12 protein-coding genes are annotated in these 14,363 nt (G+C 72.6%); 11 read left to right on the top strand and 1 reads right to left on the bottom strand.

Features of this window, described 5'->3' with window-relative positions:
* The first annotated feature begins 90 nt into the window (after positions 1 to 90).
* From ACSBPG_RS09165 to ACSBPG_RS09150, 4 genes are all read left to right on the top strand, one after another.
* Positions 91 to 660, top strand: coding sequence for a TRAP transporter small permease (locus tag ACSBPG_RS09165; protein WP_435536841.1), 570 nt, complete (start codon positions 91 to 93; stop codon positions 658 to 660).
* On the top strand, positions 657 to 1,940 hold the full coding sequence (locus ACSBPG_RS09160; RefSeq protein ID WP_435536840.1) for a TRAP transporter large permease: 1,284 nt from the start codon (positions 657 to 659) through the stop codon (positions 1,938 to 1,940). The genes ACSBPG_RS09165 and ACSBPG_RS09160 overlap by 4 nt, the downstream gene beginning before the upstream one ends.
* Positions 1,941 to 2,020: 80 nt before the next feature.
* A complete protein-coding gene (locus ACSBPG_RS09155; RefSeq protein WP_435536839.1) occupies positions 2,021 to 3,874 on the top strand; it encodes an ABC transporter ATP-binding protein in 1,854 nt (617 codons plus the stop codon).
* 145 nt (positions 3,875 to 4,019) lie between these two features.
* Complete coding sequence (locus ACSBPG_RS09150; RefSeq protein ID WP_435536838.1) at positions 4,020 to 6,800, top strand: ATP-binding protein; 2,781 nt, start codon at positions 4,020 to 4,022, stop codon at positions 6,798 to 6,800.
* On the opposite strand, the gene ACSBPG_RS09145 is transcribed toward ACSBPG_RS09150, so the two are convergent.
* Complete coding sequence (locus tag ACSBPG_RS09145) at positions 6,754 to 7,461, bottom strand: response regulator (RefSeq protein WP_435536837.1); 708 nt, start codon at positions 7,459 to 7,461, stop codon at positions 6,754 to 6,756. The two genes, ACSBPG_RS09150 and ACSBPG_RS09145, sit on opposite strands and share 47 nt — an antisense overlap.
* Before the next feature lie 186 nt (positions 7,462 to 7,647).
* Between ACSBPG_RS09145 and ACSBPG_RS09140 the strand changes: the two genes are divergently transcribed.
* The 7 genes from ACSBPG_RS09140 to fdh3B all read left to right on the top strand — a co-directional run bounded on the left by ACSBPG_RS09140 (position 7,648) and on the right by fdh3B (position 14,333).
* A complete protein-coding gene (locus ACSBPG_RS09140; protein WP_435536836.1) occupies positions 7,648 to 8,772 on the top strand; it encodes a NapC/NirT family cytochrome c in 1,125 nt (374 codons plus the stop codon).
* A 43-nt stretch (positions 8,773 to 8,815) separates the two neighbouring features.
* On the top strand, positions 8,816 to 9,493 hold the full coding sequence (locus ACSBPG_RS09135) for a molecular chaperone TorD family protein (RefSeq protein ID WP_435536835.1): 678 nt from the start codon (positions 8,816 to 8,818) through the stop codon (positions 9,491 to 9,493).
* Positions 9,494 to 9,586: 93 nt separating this feature from the next.
* On the top strand, positions 9,587 to 12,049 hold the full coding sequence (gene torA, locus ACSBPG_RS09130) for a trimethylamine-N-oxide reductase TorA (protein WP_435536834.1): 2,463 nt from the start codon (positions 9,587 to 9,589) through the stop codon (positions 12,047 to 12,049).
* A 75-nt stretch (positions 12,050 to 12,124) separates the two neighbouring features.
* Positions 12,125 to 12,430, top strand: coding sequence for a hypothetical protein (locus ACSBPG_RS09125; protein WP_435536833.1), 306 nt, complete (start codon positions 12,125 to 12,127; stop codon positions 12,428 to 12,430).
* A gap of 40 nt (positions 12,431 to 12,470) precedes the next feature.
* Positions 12,471 to 13,496 (top strand): GTP 3',8-cyclase MoaA, encoded by a 1,026-nt coding sequence (gene moaA / locus ACSBPG_RS09120; RefSeq protein WP_435536832.1) that lies wholly within the window; start codon positions 12,471 to 12,473, stop codon positions 13,494 to 13,496.
* Between the two features lie 26 nt (positions 13,497 to 13,522).
* Complete coding sequence (gene tatA, locus ACSBPG_RS09115; protein WP_435536831.1) at positions 13,523 to 13,726, top strand: twin-arginine translocase TatA/TatE family subunit; 204 nt, start codon at positions 13,523 to 13,525, stop codon at positions 13,724 to 13,726.
* Between the two features lie 10 nt (positions 13,727 to 13,736).
* Positions 13,737 to 14,333 (top strand): formate dehydrogenase FDH3 subunit beta, encoded by a 597-nt coding sequence (gene fdh3B / locus ACSBPG_RS09110; protein WP_435536830.1) that lies wholly within the window; start codon positions 13,737 to 13,739, stop codon positions 14,331 to 14,333.
* Positions 14,334 to 14,363: the final 30 nt, after the last annotated feature.

The raw sequence follows: 14,363 nt of genomic DNA, 5'->3' as shown, positions 1-14,363 counted from the left end.
TCGCGCGGGGGGAGGAGAGAAGCCCTCCCCCGCGTCAGTGGGGGAGGGTTTGGGTGGGGGGCCGATGCGACCACCTCTGCCGGAGCCCCCATGCCCCACTCCTCCTCGTCCGCCGAGCGGCTGGTCGCCGTCGTCGACGGGCTCGCCGCCGTGGTGAGCCGCGTCGGCATGGTGCTGGCCGCCCTCGGCCTGCTGGCCTGTCTGGGGCTGGTGATCTGGGCGGTGGCGATGCGCTACCTCCTCAACGCGCCGGTGCCGTGGACCGACGAGCTGATCGGCTACCTGCTGGTCGGCGTCGTCATGCTGGCCGCCGCCGACGCCCTGCGCCGCGGCGAGCACATCGCCGTCGACGTGCTGACCGAACGGCTGGGGCCGCGGGGGCGGCGCGCCACGGCGGCGTTCGGCATGCTGTCGGTGCTGGCGGCCGGCGCGGTGCTGGTCTACGAGGGCTGGAAGACCATGGCCTTCACCGAGATGCTGGGGATCGTCTCGACCGGCTACCTGGAGATGCCGATGCACCTGCCCCAGGCCCTGGTGCCGGTCGGCGGCGCCCTGCTGATGCTGGCGGCGGTCGCCGGCCTCGCCCGCATGGCGGTCGGCCGGCCGCCGGTCGATCTCCCGGCGGCGCCGGACGCCGGCGACGGGGCGCCCACGCCATGACCTTCCTGCTGATCCTCGTCGGCGTGGTGGCGCTGCTGTTCACCGGCCTGCCCATCTTCACCGGCCTCGGCCTGTTCGCCACCGGCCTCCTGCTGGTCACCCAGGGCGACCTCGGCGCCCTGGCGGAGATCGTCTTCGGCGAGCTCAACCGCTACCTGCTGGTGGCCATCCCGCTGTTCACCCTGATGGCCCACATCATGATCCGCGGCAAGGTGGTGGACGACCTCTACGGCGCCGCCCACACCCTGACCCGCCACCTGCCGGGCGGCCTCGGCGTGGCGACGGTGTCGGCCTGCACCATCTTCGCCGCCATCTCCGGCTCCAGCGTGGCGACGGCGCTGACCGTCGGCTCGGTGGCGATCCCGCAGATGATCCGCTACGGCTACGAGCCGCGCGCCGCCTACGGCGCGGTGGCGGCCGGCGGCACGCTCGGCATCCTGATCCCGCCGTCCGGCCCGCTGGTGCTCTACGGCGTCATCTCCGACACCTCGATCGGCGGCCTGTTCATGGCCGGCGTGGTGCCGGGCCTGCTGTTCGCCGCCGTCTTCGCCGTCTGGTGCATGGTGACGGCCGGCCGCTCCGGCCGGGTGCGGCGGCTGCCGGCGCCGTCGCTCGCCGAGGTGGGGCAGGCCCTGCGCCGCTCGGTGTGGGCGCTGATGCTGCCGGTGCTGGTGCTGGGCGGCATGTACGTCGGCATCTTCACCGCCACCGAGGCGGCCGGCGTCGGCGCGCTGGCGGCGCTGCTGGTCGCCGTCCTCGCCTACCGGAACTTCGGCCTGCGCGACCTCTGGGAATCGGCGGTGGACGCCGCGCGCACCTCGTCCATGCTGTTCATGATCCTGGCGGCGGCCGGCGTGTTCGGCCACGTGCTGACCAAGATGCGCATCCCGCAGGAGATCGTGACCCTGGTGACCGGCCTCGGCTTCGGGCCGATCGAGTTCCTGGTGGCGATGATGGCGCTGATCTTCGTGCTCGGCATGTTCCTGGAGACCATCTCGATCATCCTCATCACCACGCCGGTGGTGCTGCCGGTGCTCGCCCATCTCGGCATCCACCCCATCTGGTACGGCATCCTGCTGGTGATCAACCTGGAGCTGGCGCTGATCACCCCGCCGGTGGGCATGAACCTGTTCACCATCAAGGCCATCACCCGCGCTCCCCTGGAGGAGGTGGTGCGCGGCGTCGTGCCGTACGTGGTGCTGCTGCTGCTCGGGCTGGGACTGGTGCTGGCGGTGCCCTCCATTGCCCTGTGGCTGCCCGGCACCATGTCCTACCAGTAGGGGGCGGGACCCTCCCGCCGCCCGGCGTGTTGACGGGGGGCGCCCTCCCTCGGCGCCCCTTCCCGTCACCGGTGCGGTCCATGCACGCCTTCTTCGAACGCCTCTTCCAGGCCCTGGCCCCGTCGGCGGTGGTCCAGCCGCCCGCCGGCACGGCGGCCTTCTATCACCATTTCCTGCGGCCGATCCGCGGCCTGCTGATCGTCACCCTGCTGGTGGCCGGCCTCGCCTCCCTGTCGGAGCTGGCGCTGTACGCGTTCCTCGGCGCGCTGGTGGACTGGATGTCCACGACCGGCCGCGAGGCGTTCCTCGACACGTACGGCTGGGCGCTGGCCGGCATGGCGGTGTTCGCGCTGATCGTCCGGCCGCTCCTGGTCGTCGCCTCGCGCGGCCTCATCAACCTCGCCGTGGTGCCGGCGCTGACCGACGAGATCCGCTGGCGCAACTACCGCTGGGTGCTGCGCCAGAGCCTGTCCTTCTTCCAGAACGACTTCGCCGGGCGGGTGGCGCAGAAGGTCATGCAGACCGGCCCGGCGGTGCGCGAATCCGTCGTCAACGTCATCGACGGGGTGTGGTTCCTCGTCACCTTCCTCGCCGGCACGCTGACCCTGCTGGGCGCGCTCGACTGGCGCCTGCTGCTGCCGGTGCTGGCCTGGGTGGTGGCGTACGCCGCCGTCATCGCCGGCATGGTGCCGCCGGTGCGGGTCAAGTCGGCGGCCCTCTCGGAGTCCACCTCGGCGCTGTCCGGCCGCGTCGTCGACAGCTACACCAACATCCTCTCGGTCAAGCTGTTCGCCCACGCCGAGCGGGAGGACGCCTTCGTCCACAGCGGCCTCACCCGCCACCTCGCCGCCTACCGCAGCCTGACCCGCGCCATCTTCGACATGACGGTGACCCTGACCGCCATCAACGGCGTGCTGCTGGTGGTCACGGTGGCCCTGACCGTCCATCTGTGGCTGGCCGGCAGCGTCAGCACCGGCGCCATCGCCATGGCGACCGGCCTGATCGTGCGGCTGACGCAGATGTCCAACTGGATCCTGCGCACCGTCACCGCGCTGTTCGAGAACGTCGGCACGGTGCAGAACGGCATGGAGACCATCGCCCGCCCCCACGCCGTCACCGACGCCTCCGGCGCCCGGGACCTGACGGTCGAGCGCGGCGCCATCCGCTTCGAGCACGTGCGCTTCCACTACGGCAAGGCCGGCGGCGTCATCGACGACCTCAGCCTCGACATCCGGCCCGGCGAGAAGGTCGGGCTGGTCGGCCGCTCGGGGGCCGGCAAGTCGACCCTGGTCAACCTGCTGCTGCGCTTCTACGACCTGGAGGGCGGGCGCATCCTGATCGACGGCCAGGACATCGCCGGGGTGACCCAGACCAGCCTGCGCGCCCACATCGGCATGGTCACCCAGGACACCGCGCTGCTGCACCGCTCGATCGCCGACAACATCCGCTACGGCCGGCCCCACGCCAGCGACGAGGAGATGGCGCGCGCGGCCGAGCTGGCCGAGGCGGCCGGCTTCATCGGCGCCCTGCACGACCGCCAGGGGCGCAGCGGCTACGAGGTGCTGGTGGGCGAGCGCGGGGTCAAGCTGTCGGGCGGCCAGCGCCAGCGCATCGCCATCGCCCGGGTGATCCTCAAGAACGCCCCCATCCTGATCCTCGACGAGGCGACCTCGGCGCTCGATTCGGAGGTGGAGGCGGCGATCCAGGGGCAGCTCGCCACGCTGATGCGGGGCAAGACGGTGATCGCCATCGCCCACCGCCTGTCCACCATCGCCGCCATGGACCGCCTGGTGGTGATGGACCGCGGCCACATCGTCGAGGAGGGCAGCCACCGCGAGCTGGTCGCCCGCAACGGCCTGTACGCCCGGCTCTGGCAGCGCCAGTCCGGCGGCTTCCTCGACCTGAACGGCGAGGACGCCCGCCGCTCCGCCTGACGCGACGCCGCCGTCCGCGGCCGGCGGGCGGTGGCCACCATGTCGCGGCCGCGGCGCTGGCCCGTCCCCGGCCGATGCCCGATACTGGCCCACCGGACGGCGGCCGGCCCGATCGGCCGCCGTCCGCCGCGCAAGGGGATGGGGCGTGCTCGGACATTCGCTGGCCAGACTGGTCCTCGTCCTGCAATGGACGTCCATTTCCGCCCTGATCGCCGTCACCTTCCTGCTGGCGGGGCAGGAATGGCTGGCCTACGCCGACGCCGGGCGGATCGTCGTGCTGACCCGGGCCGACCGGGTGCTGTTCCACGCCATGACCGGCATCCGCTTCGAGAACGGGGCGGCTGGCGTGGCGGTGCTGTCGGACGAGCAGCCCCAGGCCGCGGTCGCGGCGTCGAACCACCGGGTCGACCTCCTGTTCGCCGCGGCGATGGAGTCCCTGGCCGACACCGCGGTGCCCGGCCGCGCCGCGGCGCAGGACGCGGCGCGCGCCGCCTACGAGGACCTGCAGCGCCAGCGCTCGCTGATCGCCGCGCTGATGGAGCAGCCGCTGGGCGAACGCGACATGGCGACGGCGGAACGCTGGCTGATGGCGATGTACGCGCTGGTCGAGCGGCTCGGCACCGCCGCCACCGCCGTCGCCAACACCGTGCGCCTGCTGGATCCGGAGATCGCCGAGCTGGTGTACGTCCGTCGCTCCGCCTACGTCATCCGCGACCATTTCGGCAAGCCCTGCTCGGCGCTGCGGCCGGACGTGCAGCGCAACCAGCCGCTCGACCGGGCCCGCATGGCGGCGTGGCGGGAATGGGTCGGCGTCTACACCAGCCGGTGGGACGAGCTGGCCCTCCATCTCGACCGCCCCGGCGCCCCGGCCCAGCTCGTCGAGGATGTGCGCCAGGGCCGCGCCGCCACGGCGGCGGCGCAGAAGCGGATGGACGACATCGTCTACGGGCTCGACGGCTCCGGGACGCCGGCCATCGCCCCGGCCGACTGGTCGCACCTGTGCACCGACGCGTACGGCCCCATCCTCGCCCTCGGCAACCATGCGCTCGACCTCGCCGTGGCGCGCGCCGAGACCCTGAAGGCCCGGGCGTCGGCGCTGCTCGCCGCCATGGTCGTCCTGGCGGCGGCCAGCCTGCTCCTGGGCGCGCTGTCGATCCGCACCGTCCGCCGCCGCCTGTCGCGCCCGCTGGCGCGGCTGATGGAGACGATCGGCCGCCTCTCCCGCCAGGAGTTCGCGACCCCGGTCCCCGCCACCGGCCACCCCGACGAGATCGGGGCGATGGCCGGGGCCTTGGAGGACCTGCGCACCAGCGCGCTGCGGGCGCAGCACCTGCAGCGCCTGCTCGACGAGGCGCGCACCAAGGAAATCGAGCGCGCCAACGAGGTGAGCCGCGCCAAGTCGGCGTTCCTCGCCACCATGGGGCACGAGGTGCGCACGCCGCTGAACGGCATCCTCGGCATGGCCGAGCTGCTGCGCGACAGCCCGCTGTCGGCCGAGCAGCGGCGCTGGCTCGACGCCATCACCGGCTCCGGCGCGCTGCTGCTGGCGATCCTCAACGACATCCTCGACTATTCCAAGATCGAGGCGGGGCGGCTCGAGCTGGAATCCATCCCCTTCAGCCCCGAGGAGGTGGTGCGCACCCTGGAGGCGACGGTGGCGCCGCAGGCCGCCGGCAAGGGGCTGGCCTTCCGCTGCGCGTGCCGGCCCCTGCCCGCCCGTCTTGCCGGGGACCCGGCAAAGCTCGGCCAGGTGCTGCTGAACCTGCTGGGCAACGCGGTGAAGTTCACCCACGCCGGTGAGGTCGTGCTGGCGGTCCGCCGCCTCGACGGGGACGGCGGGGCGGACCGGGCGCGGCTGGAATTCCGCGTCTCGGACACCGGCATCGGCATCGCCCCCGACGCCCTGGCGCACGTGTTCGACGCCTTCACCCAGAGCGACTCCTCGATCACCCGGCGCTACGGCGGCACCGGCCTGGGGCTCGCCATCTGCAAGCGCATCGTCGAGGCGATGGGCGGCAGCCTGTCGGTGGTCAGCATCGTCGACCGCGGCAGCGCCTTCACCCTGACCTTGGATTTCCCGGTGCTGCCGGCGGCGGTGCCGCCGCCGGCGGCCGGCGCCGCCCCGCTGCCGCGGCTGTCGGTGCTGCTGGCGGAGGACAACGCGGTCAACGCGGCGGTGGTCACCGCCATGCTGGGGCGCCTGGGGCACGCCGTCGTCCACGCCGCCGACGGCGCCGCCGCCCTCGCCCTGGCCGCCGAGGCCGATTACGACCTGGTGATGACCGACCTCGCCATGCCCGGCCTCGACGGCATCGGGCTGGCCCGGCGCATCCGCGCCCTGCCCCACGCCACCCGCTGCGAGGTGCCGATCGTCGCCCTCACCGCCGACGTCGCCGCCGAGCGGGCGGACGAATGCTTCGCCGCCGGCATGACGGACATCCTGCGCAAGCCGTTCCGCCGCGACGAGCTGCTGCGCGTGCTGGCGGACGCCACCGGCGCCGCCGCGGACGACGAGGAGGACGGCGCCGCCGCGGCGCCGCCGGGGGGCCGCCGCTCGCTGCTGGAGGAGCGCCTGGAGGACCTCGGCGCGGCCAAGACGGGCTTCATCGTCGAGCTCTTCGTCCGCACCACGCCGCCCCTGCTGGCGGAGGCGGCCCGGGCCGCCGCGGCGGGCGACGCCGCGGCCTTCGCCGAGGCCGCCCACCGCCTGAAGAGCGCCGCCGGCCAGCTCGGGCTGCACCGGCTGGCGCGGCTGGCGCGCGACGGCGAACGGGCGGGCGCCGCCGGCGACGGCGCGGCGGTCCGGCGCGCCGCCGCCGCCATCGCCGCCGCCGCGCCCGGCGCCGTCGCGGCGGTGCAGCGCGCCTGGCGCGGCGTGCTCAGCGCACGGGACCGGCGAAGCGGTAGCCCACCCCGTGCTCCGTGACGATCAGCCGCGGTTCGGCCGGGTCCGGTTCGATCTTCCGGCGCAGGCGGGCGATCAGCACGTCGACCGTGCGGTCGTTGGGCGCCGCGTCGCGGTGGGTGATCTCGTCCAGCAGGGCGTCGCGCGACAGCACATGGCCGGGATGGCGGACCAGGGCGGACAGCAGCTCGAACTCGCCGCGGGTCAGCCGCACCTCGTCCCCCGCGGCCGAGGTCAGGCAGCGCTGCGCCAGGTCGAGGGTCCACCCCGCGAAGTGCCGCACCAGGTTGTTGCGCTCCAGCCGGGGGGCGTCGACGGTGCGGCGCAGGACGGTGCGGATGCGGGCGAGCAGCTCGCGCTGGGAGAACGGCTTGGTGACGTAGTCGTCGGCTCCCAGCTCCAGACCGAGCACCCGGTCGATCTCCTCGCCGCGGCCGGTCACGAAGATGACCGGCAGGTCGGACTGGGCGCGCAGGGCGCGCATGATGGCCAGCCCGTCCTCGCCGGGCAGGCGGATGTCCAGGAGCACGAGGTCGACCGGCCGCGCCTGCAGGACCGCCCGCAGCCCGGCCGCATCCTCCACGGCCGTCACCTCGAACCCTTCGCGCTCCAGGTACGCTGCAAGTGATTCGCGAGCAACCGGCTCGTCGTCGACAATGACGAGATGAATATTCGTACTCATAAAACCTCCGGGGCCGGCTGCGGCATATCGTCCTGTTAATATCCTGTTCGCAACTCCACGGAACTGCGTTCACATTGAGCGGATATCCCCTGTTTCAGCAAGCCCTCTTTGAGGCGATGGAACAGGAGAAGAGCAATGCTTGCACGGGTTGCAAGACTGCGGAATTGGCTGAGGAAGCCGGTGGGAATGGGCACGGTCGCCGTCGCGGTGGTCGTGTCCGCCGGCGCCGCCCTGGCGGGTTGGGGTGCCTTTTCCGTCGTCCTGGAAAAGACCAACTCGCTGGAGTTCTGCATCTCCTGCCACTCGATGGAATCGACGGTCTACCAGGAGTACCAGAACTCGCCGCACTTCAAGAACGCCTCGGGCGTGCGCGCGGTGTGCGCCGACTGCCACGTGCCCAAGGCGCTGGGGCCGAAGCTGCTGGCCAAGGCCATGGCGGCGAAGGACGTGTGGCACACCCTGCTCGGCACCCTCGACACGCCCGAGAAGTTCGAGAAGAACCGCCTGCACCTGGCCAAGCGGGTGTGGGCGAAGCTGGAGGCGACGGACTCGCGGGAGTGCCGCGGCTGCCATTCCCCGCAGGCCATGGATTTCCACAAGCAGCGCCCGAAGGCGGCCGACCAGATGCAGAAGGGCTTCGCCAAGGGCGAGACCTGCATCTCCTGCCACAAGGGCATCGCCCACAAGCTCCCCGACATGTCGAGCGGCTACCGCGAGATGATCGCCGGCCTCAAGGCCGATGCGGCGGCCAGGAGCGCCAAGGCCGATACGCTCTTCGCCATGGAGACCGCCGAGTTCTTCGCCGAGCCGCCGGCTGACGGCGTCAAGGCCGACGGCAGCGTCTTCCCGCTCACCCAGGTCAAGGTCGTCGAGCGTCAGGGCGACCTGCTCAAGGTCGAGGTCGCCGGCTGGGTGCAGGACGGCGTCAACCGCCTGCTGGTCGCCGCCATGGGCCGCCGCATCTTCGAGGTCAGCATGTCGCCGAAGGTGGCGGAGACCGTCGCCCTGGGCGAGGCCCAGGTCGATCCCGACACCGAGCTGTCGTGGCAGCCGGGCCGCGTGACCGGCTGGGTCAAGGCGGCGGCCTTCACCGCCGACCGCGCCGGGCTGCTGGACTACGGTGCCGAGATGGCCAGCGCCGCCTGCGGCGCCTGCCACAGCCAGCCCCAGGCCGGCCATTTCCCGGCCAACCAGTGGATGGGCATCATCAAGGACATGAAGGACGGCACCGCGCTGAGCGCCGAGGACGTCCGCTTCCTGCAGACCTACTACCAGCTCAACGCCAAGGACATGGCGCCGCACGGCTCGTGAGCCGCCGCGCCCGCCGCCCGCCCGTCAACGAGGCCCGACCGCCATGCCCCACCCCGCCCCCGCCCCGGCTCCCATTGCGGCCCCTATCGCGGCCCCCATCCCCGCTCCCCTCGCCGCCGCCGTCATGGCCGACGCGGTCGCCGTCCTCGCCGCGCTGTTCGGCGCCCCGCTCGACGAGCGGGACGTCGCGGCGGTCCGCCGGCCGGTCGACCGCGGCGCCCTCGCCCCGCTGGCCGCCGTTCCCGTCCTGCGGCCGGGCGTCGAGGAGGCCGCGGCGATCGTCCGCCGCCTCGGCGACACGCCGGTCGCGGTGTCGCGGCTGAACCGGGAGTTCTGCCGCCTCTTCCTCGGCGCCGGCGGGCGGATGACGGCCGCTCCCTACGAATCGGCCTACCGCGGCAGCGGCCGCCTCTACCAGGAGCCGGCCGGCGAGATGGCGGCGCTGCTGCGGCGGCGGGACCGGCGGGCGGCCGACGGGTTCCCCGAGGCCCCCGACCATCTGGTGATCGAGCTCGCCCTGCTCGAGGACGCCCTGCGGCTGCCGGGGGCCGAGGACACGGCGACCGCCGAGGCGCTGCTGGCGCGGCTGCGCCGCTGGGTCCCCGCCTTCGCGGCGGCCTGCCGGCTGCACGACGGCACGGGATTCTACGCCGAGGCGGCCGGCGTCCTCGCCGCTCTGCTGGCCGCCGGCGAATCCGGCGCCGCCCCGTCCCCGGCCTGAGCCGGGACCGCCGGGCGCGGCGCACGCACACCAACGACATGGGACGCGGCGGCCCCGAGCGGGCTCCGCCGCGCCAGGAGAGGAGAAGGTAGGATGTTGGACACGTACTCGTTGTCACGTCGGCGCTTCCTCAGCGTCACGTCGTCCCTCGCGGCGCTCGGCGCCGCCGGCGCCATGCTGCCGGCCGGGGCCACGCGCGCCCTCGCCGCGGGCGGCGCCAAGGAGATCCTGACGGGCTCCCACTGGGGCGCCTTCTACGCCACGGTGGAGGACGGCCGCTTCGTCAGCCTGCGCCCGTGGGAGAAGGACTATCACCCCAACCAGGCGCTCGACGGCGTGCAGGACGTCGTCTACTCGCCGAGCCGCATCCGCTATCCCATGGTGCGCCGCGCCTACCTGGAGAAGGGACCGGCCGCCGAGCGCGACAGCCGCGGCTCCGACGACTTCGTGCGCGTCTCCTGGGACAAGGCGCTCGACCTCGTCGCCGGCGAGATCAAGCGGCTGCAGGACCAGGACGGCCCCTGGGCGGTCTACGCCGGCAGCTACGGCTGGCGCAGCTCGGGCGAGATCGGCAACCCGCAGATCATGCTGACCCGCCTGATGAACCTGAGCGGCGGTGCCGTCTACAGCTCGAGCAACTACTCCAAGGCGGCGCTGGAGGGCATCATGCCCTACGTCGTCGGCTCGATCGACGCGGCCGGCCCGCAGACCACCTACCAGTCGGTCGTCGAGAACACCAAGCTGATCGTCTTCTGGGGCTCCGACCCGTTCAAGACCAACCAGATCGCCTTCGCCCTGCCCGACCACGAGGAGTACAAGTGGTTCGAGGACATGAAGAAGGCCGGCATCAAGGCGATCTTCATCGACCCGATCCACCTCGACGCCTGCAAGTTCCTGGACGGCGAGTGGCTGGCCATCCGGCCCAATTCCGACGTCGCCCTGGCGCTCGGCATCTGCCACGTGCTGCTGACGGAGAAGCTGTACGACGCCGACTTCATCGAGAACTGCACCTACGGCTTCGAGCCGTTCGCCGAGTATCTCCTGGGCAAGGGCTGGGACAAGGTGGAGAAGACGCCGGAATGGGCGGCGGAGCTCACCGAGATCCCGGCCGACGTCATCCGCCGGCTGGCCCACCAGTTCGTCGAGAACCGCACCATGCTGGTGAGCGGCTGGAGCTGCCAGCGCCAGCACCACGGCGAGCAGTGGCCGTGGGCGTTCGTCACGCTTGCCTCCATGGTCGGCCAGGTCGGCCTGCCCGGCGGCGGCTTCTGCCAGAACTACCACCTCTACAGCCAGGGCTCGCCGTCCTCGGCGGCGCCGGCGCTCGCCCCCAGCATGTCCGGCGGCACCCGCAAGGAGACCAAGCCCTGGCCGGCCGAGAAGGGTGCCAAGGTCATCCCGGTCGCCCGCGTCGTCGACATGCTGGAGAACCCCGGCAAGCCCTACGAGCACAACGGCGCCACCCACCTCTACCCCGACGTCAAGCTGACCTACTGGGTCGGCGGCAACCCGTTCCACCACCACCAGGACCGCAACCGCATGCGGCAGGCCTGGAAGAAGTTCGAGACCGTCATCGTCCAGGACTTCCAGTGGACCGCCTCGGCCCGCTTCGCCGACATCGTGCTGCCGGCGGCGACGACGGCGGAGCGCGACGACATCGAGATGGTCGGCACCATCTCCAAGCGCGCCTACGTCGCCATGAAGAAGCTGGTCGAGCCGGTCTTCGAGGCGCGCACCGACTACGCCATCTTCTCCGAGCTCGCCGATCGCCTCGGCGTCGGCCAGGAGTTCACCGGCGGCAAGAGCGAGATGGACATGGTCCGCGACGTCTACGCCGCGGCGAAGAAGACGGCCGACGCCAAGAAGTCGGTGATGCTGCCCAGCTTCGAGGAGTTCTGGGAGAAGGGCATCATCGAGTTCGAGATCCCGGAGAAGAACAAGCGCTGGGTGAAGTACGCCGACTTCCGCGAGGACCCGGTGGTCAACATGCTGCCGACGGCGACGGGCCGGATCGAGATCTACTCCAAGCCGATCGAGAAGATGGGCTACGACGACTGCCCGCCGCATGCCTCGTGGCTGGAGCCGGCGGAATGGCTGGGCGGCAAGGACAAGCGCCATCCGCTCCACCTCAACTCCAACCACCCCACCCACCGCATGCATTCCCAGCTCAACGGCACCCGGGTGCGGGCGATCTACGAGGTGGCCGGCCGCGAGCCCTGCCTGATCAACACCCGGGACGCCGCGGCCCGGGGCATCGCCTCGGGTGACGTGGTGCGGCTGTTCAACGACCGCGGCCAGTGCCTGGCCGGCGCCGTGGTCACCGACGACATCCGCCCCGGCGTCGTCCAGCTCCAGGAAGGCGCCTGGTACGACCCGGTCGACATCGCCGACCCCAACACCCTGTGCAAGAACGGCGACCCCAACGTGCTGACGCCGGACATCGGGACCTCCCGCCTGGCCCAGGCGACGTCGGCCCACACCTGCCTGGTGGAGGTCGAGAAGTACAGCGGGACCGCGCCCAAGGTGACGGTGTTCGACACCCCCGCCAACGCGTAACCGGCAACGGCGGGCGCGGCGGCCGGTGGACCGCCGCGCCCGCCCGCGCCCAGGGGATTCACCAAGGAGACGACCATGGTCCGCACGACCGTCACCGCCCTGCTGCTCGCCCTGGCGACGGCCGGCGCCGCCGTCGCCCAGACGCCGGCCGCGCCGGTCTTCGATCCGGCCAACCCGCCGAAGATCGACACCGCTCCGCTGGAGCCCGGCGCCACCGCCTTCACCGAGGCGCAGGCCCGCCGCTGGCTGCTGCGCGCCGGCCTCTCCAACATCGCCGACCTGGTGCTGGAGGAGGACGGCATCTGGCGCGGCAAGGCCGAGCGCTCCGGCATCGTCGTCAACATCGGCCTCGACCGGCTCGGCAACATCACCACCCGCTGACCTCCCCGCCCCCGTTCCCGCCCCCGCCATCCGGTGCATCATGGACGAGAAACCGCCATCGCGTTCGGCGCCACCGGGCACCGGGCCGGCCCTGGTCGACGGCTGCGGCCGGACGGTGTCCTACCTGCGGGTGTCGCTGACCGACCGCTGCAATTTCCGCTGCCACTACTGCATGGCGGACGACGTCAGCTTCCTGCCGCGGGCCGAGGTGCTGACCCTGGAGGAGATCGACCGCCTGTGCGGCGTCTTCGTGGCGCTCGGCGTGCGCAAGCTGCGCCTCACCGGCGGCGAGCCGCTGGTGCGGCCCGGGGTGATGACCCTGGTGCGCGCCCTCGGCCGGCACCTGCGCAGCGGCGCGCTCGACGAACTGACCCTGACCACCAACGGCGCGATGCTGTTCAAGCACGCCGGCGGCCTGGCGGAGGCCGGCGTGCGGCGGATCAACGTGTCGCTGGACACGCTCGACCCGCACAAGTTCGCCGCCATCACCCGCTGGGGCAAGCTGGACAAGGTGCTGGAGGGGCTGGAGGCGGCGCGCGGCGCCGGGCTGGCCGTCAAGATCAACACGGTGGCCCTGAAGGGCGTCAACGACGACGAGGTCCACCGCCTGGTGGCGTGGTGCGGCGAGCGCGGCTTCGACCTCACCTTCATCGAGGTCATGCCGCTGGGCGGCAGCGGCCGCCACGACCAGTACCTGCCGCTGGGCCAGGTGCGCCGCACCTTGGCGGCGCGCTGGACGCTGGAGGACAGCGACCACCGCTCCGGCGGCCCCGCCCGCTACGTCACGGTGGCCGAGACCGGCCGGCGGGTCGGCTTCATCACCCCGCTCACCCACAGCTTCTGCGAGGCGTGCAACCGCGTGCGCCTCACCTGCACCGGCGCGCTCTGCCTGTGCCTCGGCCAGGACGGGGCCGCCGACCTGCGCACGCCGCTGCGCGCCGGCGGCGACGACGGCGCGCTGGCCGAGGCGGTGCGTGCCGCCGTCCGGCGCAAGCCCCGGGGCCACGATTTCGCCGTCGGGCGCGCCGCGGCCGTCCGGCGCTCGATCCACGTCACGGGCGGCTGAGGGCCGCGCCAGGAGGGAGTTCGGTCATGGGAAGCTTCAGCGTGCTGCACTGGCTCGTCGTGCTGACGATCGTCCTGCTGCTGTTCGGCGCGGGCAAGCTGCCCGGCGTCATGGGCGATCTCGCCAAGGGGGTGAGGGCGTTCAAGGCCGGCCTGCGGGAGGAGCCGGAGCCGGCCCGCCCGGCCGTCGCCGACCGGACCGGCGGGCCCGATGGGCTCGGCGCCGGCTGAGGAGCGCACCATGGCGCGCATGGTCTTCCTCTGCGACAGCGACCGCTGCATCGAATGCAACGCCTGCGTCACCGCCTGCAAGAACGAGCACGAGCTGCCCTGGGGCACCAACCGCCGCCGCGTCGTCACCCGCAACGACGGCAAGCCGGGGGAGCGGAGCCTGTCGCTGTCCTGCATGCACTGCGCCGATCCGCCCTGCCTCGGCGTCTGCCCGGTCAACGCCATCCACCAGACCGCCGACGGCGTGGTGCTGCACGACAAGGAGCGCTGCATCGGCTGCGGCTACTGCCTGCCGGCCTGCCCGTTCGGCGTGCCCCGCTTCCCGCAGTCGGGGACGTTCGGCCGCCGCGGCGCCATGGACAAGTGCACCTTCTGCAACGGCGGTCCCGACACCGGCGATCCGCAGGCGGCGCTGCGGCTCTACGGGCGCAACCGCCTCGCCGAGGGCAAGCTGCCGCTGTGCGCCGAGTTCTGCGCGACCAAGGCGCTGCTGGCGGGCGACGCCGAGGTCGTCGCCGCGATCTACCGCGAGCGCGTCGCCGCGCGCGGCTACGGCGCCGGGGCGTGGGGCTGGGCGAAGGCCTACGGCGAGACCGGCGGCCCGTGACGGCCCGGCGGAGGGGCCGGGCCGGGTGAC

Origin of the sequence: Azospirillum sp. ST 5-10, from assembly GCF_051225715.1 — a bacterium.
Taxonomy (GTDB): Bacteria; Pseudomonadota; Alphaproteobacteria; order Azospirillales; family Azospirillaceae; genus Azospirillum.
Note: the sequence above shows the minus strand (reverse complement) of the source record. Positions and strands in the feature narration are given on the sequence as shown.